At 53.0% G+C, this 19,750-nt stretch carries 3 protein-coding genes; all 3 read right to left on the bottom strand.

Going from position 1 to position 19,750, the window contains the following annotated elements; translation table 11 throughout:
- Nucleotides 1-50: 50 nt before the first annotated feature.
- The 3 genes from SH451x_RS20125 to SH451x_RS20115 all read right to left on the bottom strand — a co-directional run bounded on the left by SH451x_RS20125 (nt 51) and on the right by SH451x_RS20115 (nt 19,658).
- On the bottom strand, nt 51-17,204 hold the full coding sequence (locus SH451x_RS20125; protein ID WP_479358885.1) for a PKD domain-containing protein: 17,154 nt from the start codon (nt 17,202-17,204) through the stop codon (nt 51-53).
- A gap of 198 nt (nt 17,205-17,402) precedes the next feature.
- Nucleotides 17,403-18,167, bottom strand: coding sequence for a helix-turn-helix transcriptional regulator (locus tag SH451x_RS20120; RefSeq protein WP_479358884.1), 765 nt, complete (start codon nt 18,165-18,167; stop codon nt 17,403-17,405).
- A 249-nt stretch (nt 18,168-18,416) separates the two neighbouring features.
- Nucleotides 18,417-19,658: a serine/threonine protein kinase gene (locus SH451x_RS20115; RefSeq protein WP_479358882.1), complete on the bottom strand. Its 1,242-nt coding sequence runs from the start codon at nt 19,656-19,658 to the stop codon at nt 18,417-18,419.
- Between the last annotated feature and the right edge of the window lie 92 nt (nt 19,659-19,750).

Genomic DNA, 19,750 nt, shown 5'->3' with positions numbered 1-19,750 from the left:
ACTAACGCACGAGTAACTTGCATAGCTCCGACCTGGATTACGGCAGCACCTCATAACAAATTGTCTTTTATATCGCTGCTGTTCTTGTCTAGTACGTTATCATTAAGCGACTTAAAAAACCAGTCTTTGTTCGCTTCACCCTTGAGTGTATCAATCGAAGTATCGCCAAGGACCGTTTGGTTAGCCTTGAGGAAATATGTTCCGTTGTTCCGAGTGCCAGAGCCCGTTCCTCGTATGTTTGCAACTCGCGTGTTAAAGTTGCGATTGGACGTCCATTCTAGCAATATTGATTTTAGTGCGAGGTCATGATTGTCGTAAATGGTGTAGCCGCCAATCAAGATGTCCTCGCCTTGATCGCCTTCGATCGTGTCGGCCCCTAAACCGCCAATCAAGATGTCGCGGCCATGACCACCATCCAAGAAGTCATTTCCTGCATCTCCAAGCAGTATATCATCTCCCGCATCACCAAAGATTCGGTCGTTCCCGTCTCCTCCCCGAATGATGTCGTTGCCTGTTCCACCATAGAGCGTATCGTTTCCTGCTTCCCCAAACACTAAGTCGTTGCCACTGCGGGCATCGATCCAGTCGTTTCCGTCGCCACCATAAATCTCATCGTCACCGAATCCACCGTAAATAGTATCTTTGCCGACTCCACCGTAGATGCGAGTCCGATCGGTGACAAAGTACGAGACATCAATGAAGTCGTTTCCTGCCCCGGCGTCAATGTAAATCTTGGAAATACTCGATGACGAGTACAACCGAACTCCTAAGCCAGGCAAGAAATCTGAATAGACAACGAAGATTCCAAACAAGTCATAGATTCTAATCTCGTCATTGCCACTCGTTCCAACGATCTGCAGTTCACCATTAACCAGATTGACTGTCCCGCCAACTGGAACGATCGCGACTGAAACCGAAGTTGTTGCGGTCACCGTGTCGCCGTCAACATCATGGAGCGTGATGATTACGTTGTACGTACCGCTCGTTGGATAAGTATGCAAACCAACGATGCTACCTCCACCGCTCAACTGTGTTACAGCTAATGTTTCGACGACACCATCGCCCCAATTGATAGTCGCAGTATGAGTATCCAAACTACCCGCGTCTGTGAAGCTTGCAGTCAGTGACACTTGGCCAGCGGTTCCGACCGCCGTGACGCTGTAAGACGTGACAACTGGTGGCGCATTGTTGACTAAAATTGAAACAGTATCAGTACCTAATCCATTGTCGTTGTCGGTGACGGTAAACGTCGCTAAATACGTTCCGTTATCACTCGGAGTAAATTGAAGCGAAGGCCCAGTTCCAGTGGCAACAACTTGATTTGCGCTGTTGACTACTTGCCACTGTAGTAAATGTGTATCACTAATGCCTGGATCACTATAGCTGCCGACAAGAGTTATTTGCGTCCCTTCGATGACGGTTTGCGCGTTTCCAGCCTCAACCGTTGGAGCCACATTATTGACCACAACAGTCGTGGTGTAATCCGTGTAGTCGCCGTCTTTATCGATGATGCGACCGTAGACAACGTAACTACCGTTATCGCTGAAACTGAACTCGGCAGATGCTTCTTCGCTCGCATTTGCATAGTCCAATGTCAATCCCGCTGAACTCAATGCAAACGAGTACTTGAGTGTCGCGACATCAACGGTTGATGCATCCGAGCGGTTGACCAAGCTTACCGTTACCGATGAACCTTCATCGATCGGCCCAGTGTTCTCCATTGCTGCCGTTGGAGCGACGTTCGTAACGAAAATGGATACGATCTGACTATCGAACAGCCCCGAAGCATCGACGACTCGGATGCGAACTTGATATTCAGCATCGTCCAACCCGGTAAAGCTGAACTCGCCTGTGACCGGATCGATCGACGCACTCGCGGGGAACGGCTGGCCATTAACCGGCTCAAGACTCCACAATAGGTTTACGCTATCGGCATCCGTCGCATTGGCTACGAAAATCAGCGTGCTGCCTTCCGAAACGGTTTGGTCAGCAATCAAATCCAGCACCGGCGGCTCATTGGAGAAGAATCCACCGCCAGAGCTGTCGAACAAAACGTCACCATTGGCCGGGTTGAAGCCCAGTAACAACTCTTTGGCTGAGTTACCAAAATACGTGTCGGCTCCCGAGCCACCGCTGAGCGTATCGGCCGTCGCCGGTTGAGCGATCGTACCATCGAAGCGATAGATGAACAGCTCATAATCTCCAGTGTCATTATCCGCACAAGCGATATGCAGAGGATTGGCCGAGCAGAAGCCCGCGATATCGAATCCGCCGAGATAACTTGCAATCTCTGGATGATGGAAGCTGAACGTATCGACCTCAATCGTAAACGTCTGCACTTGGCCGATCGCACCGGGCAAAACCAAATCCAGCAAAGTCGAATCGGTCGGCTCGAACTGATCATCGTTGAACGCACCCAAGTTGCTTGTATAGTATGCGACCTTGTTTCCGTTCTCGTCATAGACGCGAACAATCGAGTCGATCGGATTGAAGACGCGATGTCGAAGGACTTGGCTAAGCACTTCGATAGTCACTACTTCTTTACCGCGGCCGATGAACGTGTAGCGATCGCTTTCGCTAACTCCAGCAGTCGTCAAATCGATTCGCCCTTGAATACTGATCGCCGCTGCAGATAACTCTGTTCCAGCATTCACGCCTTGCACTACCGTATTGGGGACAGTCAAGTAAGGTAGTTCGCCCAAATCGATCGTGCCAGAAACGGCATGCAACACTCGCGTCGCCGCTTCGGAAACTACGCGACCATTTTCCGCAAACGCCAGCTTCAGGGCCTCCCGTTCTCCAAAGAATGGATTACCCAGCGCATCAACCAATGACGTGCCAATCGAGGCAGGTGATGACATCAAGTGCAGTCGCGTTTCTTCCGCTGCCGCTGGCCCCGTGTAAACCGGACGATAACGACCCGCGTTATCAAGCCCCGCGAACACACCGCTGCCTGGAGGGCCGAATGCATCTTGGTGCCGCAAACCGTAGGTATGCCCAAGCTCGTGAGCAGCAATCGTGCTGGAAAGCGCGATATAGTTCTCACTGGTAGGAGGTAACTGATTTACACCCGTGCCAAAGAAGCCGTTGACGTCGACTTGCACAAAGTCCTCGACTGAAAGTTCGCGCCAACCAACGCGATTGCTGATTCCACCTAAGACAAATCGCGAGTTAGGCAAGTAAACCGCCGCGTTGAAAATGATCGAGACATATTCATCTGTGGCTGGCAAGGACTGCGTGAACTCGATATCGAACGGCGCATAGTCTTGTTCAATCCGCGCTTGAATCGCGTCGCGTTCTACTTGACTGTATTGATATTCCCCAGCTTCGGTCGCCGAATCAAAGTCCAAGAAGACTGTGCGGCGCAAACCTGCTTGCAGAATATCGTCGCCATCGCGGCCTTCCAAGTAATCGCTACCAGCCAAGCCATACAGCTTGTTATTCAGTTCATTCCCGAGCAGCTCATCATCAAAGTCTGTGCCATAAACATTCTCCAAGTTGGTTGGGATCGTCATTTGCAAGAACCCGCCCACATGTTGCGTGGTGCTGAGTGCAAGATCAACTTCAACCGGAGCAAAGAAGCCTCGGAAGTCGAGCGTGTCTTCGCCGCTGGTATCGGTGATGGTCTTGGTACCTGAATCGAAATTGGTAAAGCGATACGTGTCGGGCCCCGCTCCACCAACCATCGTGTCATTACCACTGCCGGGTTCAAATCGTGAGCCAGTTGGACTGCCGATTAAGTTATCATCGCCGCTTCCGCCAACTAGTTTGACCGGGAAAGGACTCGCCGATGCGTCCAGCGTATTGCCTGAATTGCCACCAATTAAGAGCCCACGTTCAAACTCCGCAATGGAGAAGCTCAACGCCCCAACACTCAGCGTTGTCGCGGTCAACGTTATGTCCGCATCGGCTGCGCCAAAGATCATGTCGTTGCCTTCACCGCCAGTCAATGTCGCGTTCCCGCTACCGCCGCCAATAGTGTCGTTGCCAAAACCGCCAAAGATCAGATCGTTACCGCTGCCGCCGGTAATCGAATCATCTCCGTTGCCACCGCTGAGCGTACTGTTGCCGCCGTAGCCGCCGAAGATTAGATCGTTGCCGTCACTGCCGTCGATCGATTCATTACCGCTGCCACGGATAATCGAATCGTTGCCATAACCACCGAAGATCAGGTCGTTGCCTTCGCTGCCAACAATTGAATCATTACCACTACCGCCATCGATTGTGCTGCTTCCAATGTAACCACCGAAAATCAGATCGTTTCCATCTCCGCCATCGATCGATTCGTTGCCGGTCCCAGCGTAGATCGTGTCCTCGCCAAATCCACCGTAGATTAAATCATTGCCGCTGCTGCCGATGATCGAATCATTGCCACTGCCGCCATCGAGCGTGCTGTTGCCGTAACCGCCAAAGATTAAGTCGTTACCCTCGCTGCCGTTGATCGATTCATTGCCGCTGCCAGCAATGATCGTGTCGTTCCCGAAACCTCCGAAGATAAAATCATTGCCTTGGCCGCCGACGATCGAATCATTTCCATTGCCGCCGTTGAGCGTCGATGAACCTGAAGTGCCGCCAAAGATCAAGTCGTTGCCACTTCCACCGTCGATCGATTCATTGCCTCCGCCGGAGTTGATCGTATCATCGCCAAATCCGCCGAAGATCAGGTCGTTCCCGCCGCTGCCAACGATCGAGTCATTGCCACTGCCACCGTCAATCGTGCTGTTTCCGTAGCCACCGAAGATCAAATCGTTCCCTTCACCGCCGACGATTGTCTCGTTGCCGGTGCTACCTGAAATCGTATCGTTGCCATAACCGCCGAAGATTAAGTCATTACCGCCACCACCAACAATCGAATCATTTCCAGTGCCCGCGACAATTGTGCTAATGCCGTAAGAACCGCCGAAGATTAAATCATTTCCGCTGCCACCATCGATTGAAGAGTTTCCGCCACCGGAGTAGATCGTATCGTTGTCAAACCCGCCGAAAATCAGGTCATTGCCGCTGCTGCCGACAATCGAGTCATTGCCACTGCCGCCTTCGATAGTGCTGCTGCCGGTTCCTCCAAAGATCATGTCATTGCCGTCGCCGCCGACAATTGTCGAAGTTCCACTTCCCCCCTGCACCGTGTCGTTGCCATAACCGCCAAAGATCAAATCGTTACCATTCCCGCCCGATATTGAATCATCGCCATAACCACCATCGATCGTATCGCTGCCGCCGAAAGAACCTCCGAAGATCAGGTCGTTACCGCTGCCACCGTTGATCGACTGATCTCCGCTGCCTGATTGAATCGTATCATCGCCAAAGCCACCAAAGATCAGGTCGTTTCCATTTCCACCGATGATCGAATCATTGCCGCCGCCGCCATCAATTGTGCTAGATCCGCCGATCCCACCAAAAATCAAGTCGTTGCCTTCGCCACCGCCAATTGATTGGTCCCCTTCGCCTGAGGCAATCGAATCATCGCCAAAGCCGCCGAAGATGAGATCGTTACCATTACCGCCGACGATCGAATCGTTACCGCTTCCACCACTGATCGTGCTGCTACTTCCGCCGTATCCGCCGAAGATTAAGTCATTGCCTTCGCCACCTTCAATTGATTCGTTCCCACTGCCGGCAGAAATCGTATCTTCACCGTAGCCTCCGAAGATCAAATCGTTGCCGCTGCCGCCAATAATCGAATCGCTTCCACCGCCGCCATAGATCGTGTCTTGACCAAAACTGCCGAAAATTAAATCGTTGCCTTCGCCGCCATCGATCGATTCACTGCCGCCGCCGGAACTGATGGAGTCATTGCCGAAGCCGCCAAAAATCAGATCGTTACCACCACCACTGGTAATTGAATCGTCACCTCCGCCACCGTCCACCGTCGTGTTGCCAAATGATCCTCCGAAGATCAAGTCATTGCCATCACCGCCACCTAACGAATCATTGCCACCACCCGAATACACGGTGTCATTGCCCAACCCGCCGAAGATCAGATTGTCTTCAGCGCTACCCGTGAAAACATCTTTGAACGGAGTGCCGATCGCATTCTCAAAACTTCCTTGCAATGAGACCGTACCACCGGTTCGTACCGTTTGAACTTCGCCTGAACTCAAACTCAAGTCCAACGTGACTCCATCAGCGACATCACTGGACGCGGTTGTTACACCACTGAAGTCCAACGTGTCGGTGCCTCCCAGGTCAGTCAGCGTCTTGTTGCTGAAACCCCAGATGCGAACCACGTCGTCGCCTGATCCCGTGACGGCGATATCGTCGCCCTCGCTGACGTCAACAAGATTGTCTCCCTCGCCGGCAAAGATCACATCGCTGCCTGGACCGCCGATCAAAACATCATCGCCGCTGGACGCATTGATGGTGTCGTCCCCATCGCCTGCGTCGATATAGGCATTTAAGCTGAGCACAGGATTGATCGTAATGGTGTCGCTGTTGCCGGCCGCGGCAACGATGACTACGTCGGCAATAGGCAAATCTTGGGAGACGACCGACGCACCTGTCTGCACCGTAATGGTCACTTCGCCTGCCTGCGGTGCAGGATCAATCGTGATCGCATCAGCCAGTTCCGTCCCCGCCACGAAAATCGCCGTGGCAGTATCGCTGCCACCATCGTCATCAGTTACGAAAAGTTGCACTGTGCCGCTATTGACCGATGGCCTGGGGAACTCAATCGTCGGTTGATCAAATGCCGTTCCCGGTGGGACTGGTACGCCGACTTGCCAGTTGTAGACAAAGGTATCTTCCGTCGATGGGTCGGTCACGATTGCTCGCAGCCGAATGGTCGTTGCGTCACTGCCGTTGTCTTCCAGTCGCACGGCAGGCGCAACGTTGGCCACCAGAACATTGCTAAAGGTGCTGCTATTGCCGCTGTCTTTGTCAACCACGGAAACACGAATCTGATAGGAGTCGACGGGACTTCCGGTCGGATTGTCGTCTGCATAGATGTGCGTGGCTGTAAAGGTGCCGACGCCTGCATCGACCGTAACGATGGTGTCCGGCGAGCCGTCGCCCCAGCGAATGCCGATCACTTGCGAGTCTTCAACACCTGGATCAACAATCGAACCGGAAAGTGTAAAGACGCTCGCTTCCGGAATACTTGTCAGCGGCAAGCCATTTACGTCGAGTACTTGGAGACTTGCAAAAGGAACCGTCGGTGCTGCGTTAGCCACTGCAATGCTCTGCGTAGCGATGGCCGTCGCTCCCTCATCATCACGCACGGTAAGTTCAATCGTGTAGCTTCCGTTATCCACAGGCGTAAACGTGAACTGGTCGCCGACTCCATCCAATATCGGCTCACCATCTTTAAGCACCAGCCACTCTTTGGTCAACACATCCAGCACGCCAGGGTCGGTCGCGAGAGCGCTAAAGGTTAACGTGCTGCCTTCCACGCCTGTGCTTGGACCGAGAATCGATGCCGATGGCGGCAAATTCTGAATGACCACCGACTGCGTTAAAGTAGCTTCGCCTGTATCGTCATCGCGAATCGTCACCGTGACTTGGTCGCTATTGTTGGCGAACAAGTGCGGCACGCTCAAGGATCTTGCTCCCAGCGGCAGAACAACGGTCTGCACCGAGGTTCCATCTCCCCAATCGATCAACAACGTATGCTGGTCATCGCCCAGGTCTTCGAACGAACCTGTCAGCGATGCCGAACTGCCTTCAAAACCATTCGCTGGAACCAATTGTAATGGACCGCTGAACTGCGGCGCTTGATTTTCGATAGTGACCTGGATTGATCCAGCACCAGTCGCTCCATCGTCGCGATCGCTCACAATGACGGTGATCGAATAAGTCGCGGTTGGCACTCCGGTCGGTTTGTCATCGCGATAAATGTGCTGTCCTGTAAACCCGCGTGGATCTGGAAACCCTGGAGCGGCACTTGGCACAAAGATCGTCGTGACAGGCGTTCCATCACCCCAATCGATCGTCACATCATGGCCGTTGTTGGTGTCAGAATTATCGAACAAACCATCGAGTCGAACTGTGCTGCCTTCCACGAATACTTGCACTGGTTGGCCAAAGCCGTCTTCGCCAAGCACTTCCGTTAGGATCAGATCGCTGGAAGCAATCGTCGGTGGCAGGCTGCTGGTCGCTCCTATCGACAAAGCAAACTCGCTGCTACTGCCCGAGCTATCGGTCGCAATCGCACTGATCACTTCGCCTGAAATGGTGGCCGCCGGAATGGTTACATCAAAGGCAGCCAGCCCGCTTAGATTCGTATTGACGGAAGTCGAACCAAGATAACGTCGGCCTTCACCGTGACCGCTGGCATCGAGCGTGTTGGAGGAATAAAAATCAATCACAAATGATTCGCTGGGCACGCTGTCCAGTTGACCTACGATACGCGTCGCGCCACCAGCCGTCGCGTTATTAAGCGTCGGATGATTTTGCAAGCCGCTGGGTCCAACATCGCCGTCGCCACTGTCGTTGGCAGTAACGCCATCATTGCCCAAATCGATGCCTAAGGAATCGTTATCAAAGATCGCGTTGCCGCGAACGGTCGCTCGACCACTGCCGGTCACGACCACTCCTGCTGTGTTGAATGCGATACGATTGGACTGATTGGCCGCTACACCACCGACCACTGCCCAACCGTTGGTAACACTGATCCCTGGCCCACTATTGCCAAGATCAAACACGCCAGTGATGTCTGTGCCAATTCGATTGTTAAGTATCTCGTTGGATAGAGTGCTGTTGTACTGGATACCACCCAATGCATTCGCACTGATCAAGTTGCCGCCATGGAGTACATTCAATCCGATTTGATTGCCCGCGGAGCTATTCTCGATGCTGATCCCGTAACCTTGATTGCCCATCGCCAAGGTGCCAGTTACGTCTGTGCCGATGTAGTTGCCGGCAATGGTATTGCTGGTCGGGCTAATCCCGATGAAAGTTGAAAGACTGATCCCCGCTCCCGAATTGCCAGAGACAATATTCCGTTCAGCTTCATCAGCAACGCCATCGCCGTTGGTTCCGATGATGTTAGATTGAACGCCGTTTTGCAGCAAAACGCCCTGTGCGGCTACGTTTGGGATAAGGCTGGTCCCAGTCGCATCAGTGCCAATCAGATTGCCATAAATCCAGTTATTGTCCGAGCCGACTTCACGTATCAGGACACCGCGTTGATTACCTGATATGACATTGTTGGAAGCGACATTTGATGCTGCCCCAAAGCCCATAGTCAAGCCGTTCCCGCCATTTCCGATCGCAGACGTTCCTGCGGCATCTGTACCAATAAAGTTGCCTTGAATCGTGTTTAAGGTAGTACCCGAGTTAAGGAGCTCAATGCCTTGAATCCAGTTGCCTGAAACGATGTTCCGAGAGGTCGAATCCAAACCACCAATTACGTTACCTGCCCCCTGAATGAAAATCCCACGCCCTTGATTAGACAACGCTTGGTTTCCCTGTGCGTTTACGCCAACGTAATTACCTTGGACCGTGTTATTATTCGAATCGATTTGGATACCTGAATCGACGTTACCGCTGATTAAGTTTCGATGACCGATCGAAGTCCCTCCGATCACGTTACTTGCAGCGCCAGTTCCAACAAATACCCCTGTACTACCATTGCCAATGGCAAGTGTTCCCGATATGTCCGTTCCCACATAGTTACCGGCAACTGTATTGCCGACCGCGTTGATTCCACTAATCACAATGCCGCGTTGTCCATTGCCCGAGATGATGTTTCTTGCAAGTGGATCAGTGCCGCCGACAGTATTGCCTGCTGTCCGGATATCAAGCCCATCAAATTCATTGCCCAGCGCTCCAGCTCCCGTCGCGTCGACCCCGATGTAGTTGCCAGCGATCAATGTCGAAGTCGGATCGGCGGTTAACGATTCGATCAACACGCCAGTGTCATTGCCCGAAATGACGTTGCCGGCGCCGGCGATAGCGCCGCCAATAGTCGTCCCGACAGCAGACACGATTTGGATACCAGTGCCATTGCCACGATCAAGCAAGCCTGTGGGATCGGTCCCAATGAAGTTGCCTTGAATGGTGTTGGAGGTGGTAGTACCTCCGGTAATCTGGATGCCTGTGCTGTTGCCGCTGATGATGTTACGTGCACCGGCGTTGGTGCCGCCAATGATATTGTCGTGAGCGCCGCCGAACAGGCTGACACCCGTCGTGTTGTCGTGAATCTGATTGCCGCTGACCGTCGTGGTAACATCAGACTCAACCGTGACACCAATGCCATTGAAGGCAATGATGTTACCTTCGCCAACTCCGGCACCGCCGACGCTCACACTGCTGCCGGTGCCACCGCTGGCACTGACTCCGACACCACTGTTCCCCAGATCCATCGTTACCGATTTGTCCGTGCCGATCCAGTTGCCTTGAATCGTGACATCGCTGCCGGAGGTGAGTTGACCGACACTGATGCCTGTCGGGCTATCAGCGATCACGTTGCCGATGATCGTGCCATCCGTCGCACCACTGTGATGAATGATGCCGTTGCTGAGATTTCCTCGCGCCAAAGTCCCCGAAACATCGGTGCCGATATAATTACCCGCGATCGTATAGCCGCCGCTTACTGTTTGAACCCCGTACAAAAGATTGCTGCTGATGATGTTGGCTTCGATGTCATCACGAGTCCCATCCAGGTTCGATCCGACCAGCGAACCTGAACTGCTGTTGATTCGCACGCCGATGCGGTTTCCCAACGGCGTCGTGCCATCGATCCCCAGACCGATCAGGTTGCCGGCCACGATCGCTCCGTTCCCAGTGATGCTGACACCCTGCACACTAGCGCCCGAATTGCCGCTGATCACGTTACGCTCGAGTGCGTCGGAGACTCCATCGCTGTTGGTACCAACGATTGTGCCGGCACCAGCCCCGACTCCCACGTTCGTATTGCCAATCGCCAGCAAACCGGTCACGTCGGTGCCGATCAAGTTGCCTGCCAACACCCCGGCGTTCAGTAGAACACCATTTCCATTACCGCTGATCAAGTTGCCTTCCAGCGCATCATTGACCCCATCGCCGTCGGTGCCCACATACGCATTCGTCGCGTTGGAGAAGATTTGTATGCCCGAACCATTAGCGACGGCCGCAGTGCCTGCCGCGTTGGTCCCGACAAAGTTGCCGATGATGTCGATTCCCGCAGTCCCGTTGATCACGACTCCTGCGGAATTCCCCGAGATCACGTTTCGAGCTACCTCTGTCGTACCGCCAATCGTTGCGTTCGAGCCGTTGGTTAGACTGATCCCAGTGCCGTTGGCCAGTGCAGCACTTCCGTCGGCCGTGGTCCCGATTCGATTGCCCGCGATGATTGTGTCGATGCCCGTGAACGCAATCCCGGTTGTGCTGCCGCTGATCAAGTTGCCCTCGACGGAATCGCCATTGCCGTCCGAGTTCGTGCCAATGATCGTGCCGACTGGAACGTTCGGAGCGAGTGTGGTGATACCGCTACTATTCCCGCGGTTTTGCGTTCCCGTAATATCCGTGCCGATGTAGTTTCCCGCGATCGTCACACCGACCGAGTCATCACCAAAGAAAATACCCTTGCCGCCGGAAATGATATTGCGTTCCAGAATGTCGCTGACACCGTCTCCGTCGGTGCCGATGCGGTGGTTGTCGCCCTGGACTCGAATGCCTGTATTACCGCTCACAAAACCAACATCACCATCCTTATCCAAACCGATGATATTCCCGGCGATGATCGTTCCGACGGAAGTGGCGGAAAGCGAAATGTTATTGAAATTACTGCTAATAACATTCCCTTCGCCCGCGTCACCGATCCCATCGTCATCCACACCGATGATCAGATTGGTGTGACCGGTGTTGGTGATGCCAGTGTTCGTATTAGGAAGCGCGTTCAGTCCGGTCGCATCCAGCCCAATATAGTTGCCCTGAACCTTACTGCCGTCACCGGGGACGGAATAGAACCCAACGCCACTGACGTTTCCTGAGATCACATTGCGAGCGTCTGCCGTGTCGCCGCCGATCGTCACGCTGCTTGCTCCGTTGACTCCAACGCCAAACGGTTGGCTTCCTAAGGCACTTGTACCGCTGGCGTCCGTTCCGATGTAATTGCCGGCAACCGTGACGAGTGTCGTTGTCACTCCGGTGATTTCAATTCCGTTGCCGGTATTTCCGCTGATGATGTTGCGCGATCCACTCGCCGTTCCGCCGATCTGCGTGTTGGTCGCTCCGTCACTGATGAGCACCCCTGTCGTGTTTGCTACTGCCGCAGTTCCGTCGGCATTTGTGCCGATATAGTTACCGTGAATAGTGTTAGATGTGGTAGTACTTCCTGAAATCTCGACGCCCGTGTTGTTGCCGCTAATAACATTGCGGGCAGCAGGGTCGGTGCCACCAACCACGTTATTCGAAGTTGTTAGTTGGATACCCAGATTGTTGGCCAGCATTGCTTCACCTGCAGCATCCAGGCCAATGATGTTGCCCTGAATCGTTGATGCACCATTGGTAAAGACATACACGCCTTGCTGAGCATTTCCGGAGATGAGATTACCTGCACCCGTAGTCGTTCCTCCAACGATCGTCCCGGGGGCATTTCCAATCGCGACTCCCGTATAATTGCCGCGAGCCAGTGTCCCAGTTATATCTGTCCCGATATAGTTGCCTTGAATGGTCGTATTCAGATTCGAACCGCTGGTGCTGAAGCCGATACCCGCCTGGTTCGTCGCGCCAAAGCCTGAGATGATATTGCGTGCTTCGATCACGCCATCGACGTTTCCGTCGGCAGCATCGTCACCACCGATGATCGCATTCAAACCACCAGTCACGCGAATACCTTCGCCACCAATCGTAATATCCGTAACACCATCGGCAGCCAGTCCAATGATGTTGCCACGAATCAGCGTTCCATTGCCAGCCGATGAAGTCAGCGCAATCCCGCGTGATGTTGTCCCAGCAATCACGTTGCCAGGTCCCGTTCCAGGGGTCGCAGTAAAGCCACCGATTTGAGTGTTCGCGGCACCGCTAGCGATGTTGATGCCGATGGCGCCGCCCAGCGGAACCAGCCCTGTGACGTCCGTCCCAATCCGATTGCCTTGAATGACAAAGTCGCTTGCGTTCACATCGATGTTGATGGCATAGCCAGCGACCGTGTTGTCCAGGATCTGCAAACCAGTCCGCGAGCCAACGGTACTAGAGATGCCTGCGGTGCCACCTGCGATCAACGCATCCCCAGCCGCGTTCAAGCCGATGATGTTGCCTTGAATTAAACCACCTGCCGCTCCGTTGCTGCTATCGACTTGAAAATTGGTGTTACCAGATATCAAGTTTCCTTGCCCAGCCAGCGGACCACCGACGGTTCCAAAGGCGTTGTTTTGACTGAAGACGCCTCGCAAGTTGCCTCGGGGCAGAGTTCCCGTGGCATCGGTCCCTATATAGTTGCCCACGACAAGCGTACCGGGTGCCGCATTCATTTGGATCCCGCTGCCCGTGTTACCGCTGATCATATTGCGGCTGGCAATGGAAGTTCCACCAATCGTGTTTTCTCCGACGAAGATATTAGTCAACTGCACTCCCACCACATTGGGGATGACGGTATCGCCATCTGCAGCCAAGCCGATGTAATTACCCGCGACCACGTTGTTGATCGTACCAGAACCAGTAAGTGCGATCCCGTAATTGTTGCCACTGGGGTTCGCGACGCTGCCGCCGATGATGTTTCGCTCAAGAGTATCGGATGTTCCATTCGCATCCGAACCGATTCGCGTATTCGCAGTGCCATCACCCAGCGAGATACCAGCTTGTCCGCCAGCAATTGCAGCGGTACCGGCCGCGTTGAGCCCGATGATGTTCCCAGCGATGATCGAATTGTCAGCACCATCGATGCGAATACCCAAGTCGCTGTTACCCGAGATGATGTTTCGCTCAAGAGCATCGATCACGCCGTCGCCATCGGTACCGATAATGGTACCTGTAACCAAGTTATCAAACAGCCAAATGCCGTACTGCTGAGTCCCCAGTGCCGCGGTTCCCGCAGGATTCAGCCCGATGATGTTGCCCGCGATCGTGTTGTCTTCCGAACCGCTTTGCAGATAGACGCCCACCGAAGTATTGCCGCTAATGACGTTGCCTTCATTGGCATCGTTCACTCCATCGCCATCGGTACCAATAAAGCTGTTGTCACCGATGTAAATCCACACACCGCCACTGGCGTTTCCAGCGCTCGAACCGTCGGCTCGCACACCAATGTAGTTCGATTGAATTTTGACATTGTTGCTGTTGACAATCACACCGGCGAACGACCAGTCGACGATCGACAACCCTCGGACAATTGAGTTCGCTGCGTTGATCTGTAATCCATTGGTCGGCGCGACAATGTTGCTACCGTCCAGCTCAATTAACGGGACACCCGCGTAACCAGGCAAAGCAGTACCGTCAATAATGATCGTTTCGCTGATATCTGGCAGGGCACCCAACGGCGCGATCACGTGTGGCCCAGGACCGGTGAAGCCGAAGGTGATCACGTCTGGCCCAGTACCTGAGTTCGCATCCTCGATCGCTTGGCGCAGCGAACCGGCCCCGCTGTTGGCCGTCGAGTCCACTTGACGCATGCCGCTGATCGACGCTAGCACGACATCGTTGCCAGTCCCGCCAACGTAACTTATCGTGAAGAAACCGTTGTCACCAATTTGGACCGTTGCCCCTTCGCCCAAACCATTAAAAGTGCCAACGACAGCATCGACTCCATCGTTGTTGATGATCGTATAGCTTTGCCCAAATGAAAAATCGCTGTAGCGCAGGACATCGAGAACGCCCGCAAGTGTCACTGTTCCAGTTACATCGATCTGGTCGTAATCGACACCAGCGTTGGCTCCCAAACCGCCGATCTCGATCTCAAGAGTTGCCCCAGCGGCAAGATTGAAGTCGCCAGTGCTCAAGATCCCTGGACTATTGCCGGGACTCGCTGTACCGCCGCTTTGAATCATAGTCGCGCCAACCGTGCCGCTACCGCTCAAAACCGCTCCGGTTTCAACCAACACCGTTGCGGGAAGAGTGCCATCGACCGTCAATTCTCCTCCAACGACTGTGGTCGTTCCGTTGAAGGTGCTCGTTCCGCTAAGCGTCTGCGTTCCAGTTCCTGTCTTGATCAAATTGCCATTGCCAGTGATTGCGCCCAAATACGCAAGCGACTGGTTACTGGAACCGATTGTCAACGTGCCCGTTCCGATATTAACTGTGCCCGTTGCATTACTGGGCGCTTCCAGGTCCCCAACGCTTGCATCAAATCCGTTGAGATTTAATGTTCCCTGCAGCACTTCGGCAGTTGAATTCGGAGAAATCCCGGTGTTCGAACCAGCCGTCAAACTGCCACTAGCAATAATTCGATTGACGGCTGAGTAACTATTGTTTCCAGAAAATACAACATTGGTTGCGATGTCCAGTTCGCTGGTGCCGGAGATCGAACCAGAAACATCACCAGAGATCGTCAATGGGCTAGCACCGCTTGGATGCAGACCGATCTTGCCAACTGCAGCCAGTACAACATCTCCAGCGAATGTCGCTCCGTTGCTACGAATGATTGGGTTGGAACCGTTGAACGTAAAGTTTTCGTTACTAATGACTCCCGAATCCAAATTCAAAATGACTTGATCGAATCCTCCATTGCCCGTGACGATCGTTCCGCCAACCGTGCTGCCCAATGTGCCTGCCCCAGAAACGGCGAGCGTCCCCAATTGCAGAGTCGTGACTCCGTCGTATGTGTTCGCTCCCGTCAATGTGAGTCGGTGATTGCCCAACTTGGTAATGCCAGCAGTACCACTCACGATACCGCTCAACGTAATGTCGTTATTACTATTTGTGTTCAAGGTGCCACTGAGGACCAAGTTGTTTGGAAACGTTCGCGGCGCGGTTAAGGCAGACAAGCTTCCACCGGAGACGTTGACCGGGACGAGATTCGGCAGTGGATTGTTGCTATTCAGTATCATCGAACCAGCCGACATCGACAGTGAGGCAGGCTGCAAGCTGGCGTCCAGACGCAAGCTGCCACCGCTGACTGCAACCGCCGCATTGACGGCCGAGGGCTGGGTAATGGTCATCGTCCCACCGATGATATTGATCGCTTCTCGACTTGCCAGTTCGCCGCTGTTGGCAGCAATGCTGGAAAGCGTGATTGTGGCTGAGCTAGTTGGCTGATCAATGACGACTTTGTCCGTGGGTGCTGGTACTACCCCACCACTCCAGTTCGCAGCATTGTCCCAAGCTTGACTGATGTTGCCTTGCCAAGCGACATCCGCCCATTGGCCAACGATGTACTGATCACCGGCTAAGCCATATTGCAAAGTGATCTCTGCCGCGCCGCCACCGTTAGTATCCAAATACCAAGTCGATGGCGTTGTTGACTCATCGATCATGCCAATGTTGTCATCACCATCGTTGTCCCAGTTGCCGATAATAGGGATAGTGGTGTTAGATCCGTAGTTGTTGATCGTGTTACTGAGACCAAGTACGGTCGCGGTGTTATTGGGATACGGCGTCGGTCCTGCTACCGCATTGCTAACATACCAATCGTACAGCGACCCGTCATCGCGCACGGATATAACATCGGCCCGACCATCACCATTGATATCGCCTACGAGCGGTATGTCACCATTCAAACCGAATGAAAAAGTCGCGTTAGTGGTTAGTGTCGAATCATTGCTCGGATATGGACTTGCTCCTGGCACTCCATAATGAACATACCACTCATTCAGTCCACTAACCGTTGATGTGTCGACGGCTACCACATCATCCACACCGTCGCCATTCATGTCGGCAATCAGTGATGTAAATCCTGCCAAACCGAATCTAAAGAGATACTCTTGATCAGTATCGCGATCAGTGTCACCTAACCATTGCAACGCTCCCGCGAAATCCCGCGTTACGATCGCTTGGTCAAAGCCCGTGCCGCTGAGGTCCCCGGCCAGTGCGCGATCGTCTACGCCTGAACCGCCAATCGACGTGGAACTAAAACCGTAGTGAAAATCAATCTCTTGGAATTCATCGCGAGGTCCTGTCAATGGCTGAGTGTCTAAGTAGAAGCTCAACAGATCATTCGGGTCGCCAAGGTCAGGCCGAATGGCAGCGATGTTTACCGCCATCAACTGCCGGCTGCCGAGCGTTTCGAACTGAAGTTTCCGATAGCCTTGACGAAAAAGTCTGCGAAACTGATCACGTTTCCAGCTTGCAATTATTTGTAAACGTCGCAGTTTTCTTGACAGGGTTCGGGGGAGTGAAAGACGGGCGCGCATGGGGGGACCTAACTGTCAACTGAAACTCAAGTGCTACAACTTGGGAGCAACGGTCCATTCAAGATCCTGGTGTCAGCAGGGCAAGGCGGGTGGCAGGCTCGGATTCAGGAGCATCCGAAAGGCAGGATTCGTTGAGCGGAACGGTGATGTCAATTTGATTGGTGGTGAACAAAAAACCAATCCCCTGAAATAGGGGGTTTAAAAAGATCTCAAAAATCGAGCTGCCAATTCCGTGGCCGAATTTACCTGAAATCGCGTGTAAATCTTTTTGCAATGATCGTCGACAGTGTGGGGGCTCAACCCCAATCGCAATGCGATCTCTTTTCGGGGAAGCCCGTCGAGCAAGAGAGTCATTACGGCTCGTTGTCGCTTGCCTAAACCACTCTGCATCGTTAAAGCCGCCGCACCGCAATCTCGCGGTCTTAGCCATCCAATATAACGGATCGCAGCGCTGACAAGAGCGACGGATGCTTCATCAAATCGATCGGACTCGGAAGACTTTAACAGCGAAATCTCTGTCCAACATGAACTCTCAAACTGATGGACGCCAACAATCCAGTCCCCAAAACCGGAAGTCGCCCATTCGTTCATGTCGATCGGATTGTCGAACCACGCGGCGTCCGACCATACGGAAGACCTGGACAATGCCACGTGGGCTTGAGTCCGCAATCGCTCGCGTATAGGGGCGCGCAACAATTGGTCTGTTTCTGGATGATTGATCAGCTTTTCGATTCGAGTCTCCACCTCTGTTTCATCTGGCATCGTCAGCTTTACAGAGCTGATCAGTGGTTCGTCAGACCAACTCCCTCTGCCCCATCGCCAACAGGCAGCCTCCGCGCGGCTGAACAGAACGATTTGATTGAGCAACTCAAAACGCTGTTGTTCACGAGGAAGCGCAACGAAATCCCAGTGCGTCACGATTTCTAGTAACTTCGAGCTCGGCGAATCTGGTGGCTGCGTCATCGGGGAAAGGGACTTCTCCAAACTGAGTGCCGCTTGGTAAACACAAAGCTAACAAGATCATTGCGGTTGCAATCTCTGTTGTGTCGTCAGAATGCGCAAAAAGGAGAAAACCTAACAGAAAAGTTGAGGTTTTCTGAAAACTAAATGAGTCCACCTGATAACGGAGATCTCAGCTAGCAGTGCAAGAATACAACTGTTGACATGCTTTCATCGGTGATTTCGCCGGGAGGTAGTAGACTTGGAGAGATGCTAGGCAAGTCGGCTGCGGATTAGAATGATCACCGTGAACATCGCCGCGATGCAAATTATCCCAACTAAGATGCAGATCGAAATTCCTCGGTGTTCTTTCAAGAAAGACTTGCCGCCGCTCGCCGTTCGTGGATTCTTCATTGAAGCGGATGGTTCCTGCTTAAATTTTGTTGCAACGATCTTTTTAAGTACTGCGATCAGGTCATTTGGCGTCGCGAATCGATCTTCTGGCGACCGAGCGAGTAGGCAAGTCAAAATGAGCGACAAATAGTTAGGAATCTGTTTTGAAACGTCATCACTCGGCGCCGTTTCGGTTCGGTTGGCAGATGCAAGCACTGACCAAGGGTTCCAAGAAAGCGGCGATTTCCCAACCAGCAAAAAATGAAATGTACAACCTAAGCTGAAGAGATCCGCGCGAATATCCACAGCATCTGGAACAGTTGTTTGTTCGGGTGCCATGTAGCACGGCGTACCAACCAATGCTCCTCCCAGGTTTTTCGCATTTGCACGGCTAAGATCGATGCCAACTCGAGCAAGTCCGAAGTCGAGAATTTTGATTTGACCGCTTGGAGTTAGCATGATGTTTGACGGCTTGATGTCGCGATGCACCATAGATTGGAGATGAGCGTGGCTGAGTCCCTTGGCCGCCTGCAAAATGTAATTGCATGCAGCTTCCGGTTCCACTGGACCAACGCGTCGAACGAGTTGACTTAGCGTCTCACCTTCAACCCACTCCATCGCTAGAACCATTTTGCTGCCAACCCGCTCAGCGTCATAAGAAGTAACGATGTTCGGATGCGACAGTCTCGCTGCCGCACGCACCTCTCGTTCGAAAGAGTCCATTGTTACTTCATTAGGCAACAATTGCGATTCAAAAACCTTCAACGCGACAATCCGATCCATCAGCCTGTGACGCGCTTTGTAAACAACACCATTGCTCCCGGCTCCCAGTTGACCAAGAATCTCATAACGGCCATGTTGTTCCAAGTCTGCTAAAAAGTCGCGCGGCAGAACTAGTGAGCTCGGAATACTTGAAAGGGCTCGAGGTGAATTCAAAGTTGAAGGGTTGGATACAAGTTCTTCAAACGTATCCCCGCCCATCTTTTCCAAATTCTTGCAGCAAATCACACAAGATTCGATGTGCGATTCAATTGCTGCCGATAACGTCGAATCGACGATACGCCCACTGATAAAGGCTCGCAATTCTTCGAAATCGGGATGATTGCTAGTTAGGTTTTGCATAAAGCTTGAACGGGCTAGCCCGTGATTCGTAAGGTACGCAATCCTATTATGGTTTCTCGTTTCCAAGTCGCCGCATATTAGCAAGGCGACCT

Source organism: Njordella aestuarii (assembly GCF_056494165.1).
Note: the sequence above shows the minus strand (reverse complement) of the source record. Positions and strands in the feature narration are given on the sequence as shown.

What these genes read in the sequence shown, in the direction of transcription:
- SH451x_RS20125 (WP_479358885.1), bottom strand. Translation starts at nt 17,204, where the DNA reads ATGCGCGCCCGTCTTTCACTCCCCCGAACCCTGTCAAGAAAACTGCGA.
- SH451x_RS20120 (WP_479358884.1), bottom strand. Translation starts at nt 18,167, where the DNA reads ATGACGCAGCCACCAGATTCGCCGAGCTCGAAGTTACTAGAAATCGTG.
- SH451x_RS20115 (WP_479358882.1), bottom strand. Translation starts at nt 19,658, where the DNA reads ATGCAAAACCTAACTAGCAATCATCCCGATTTCGAAGAATTGCGAGCC.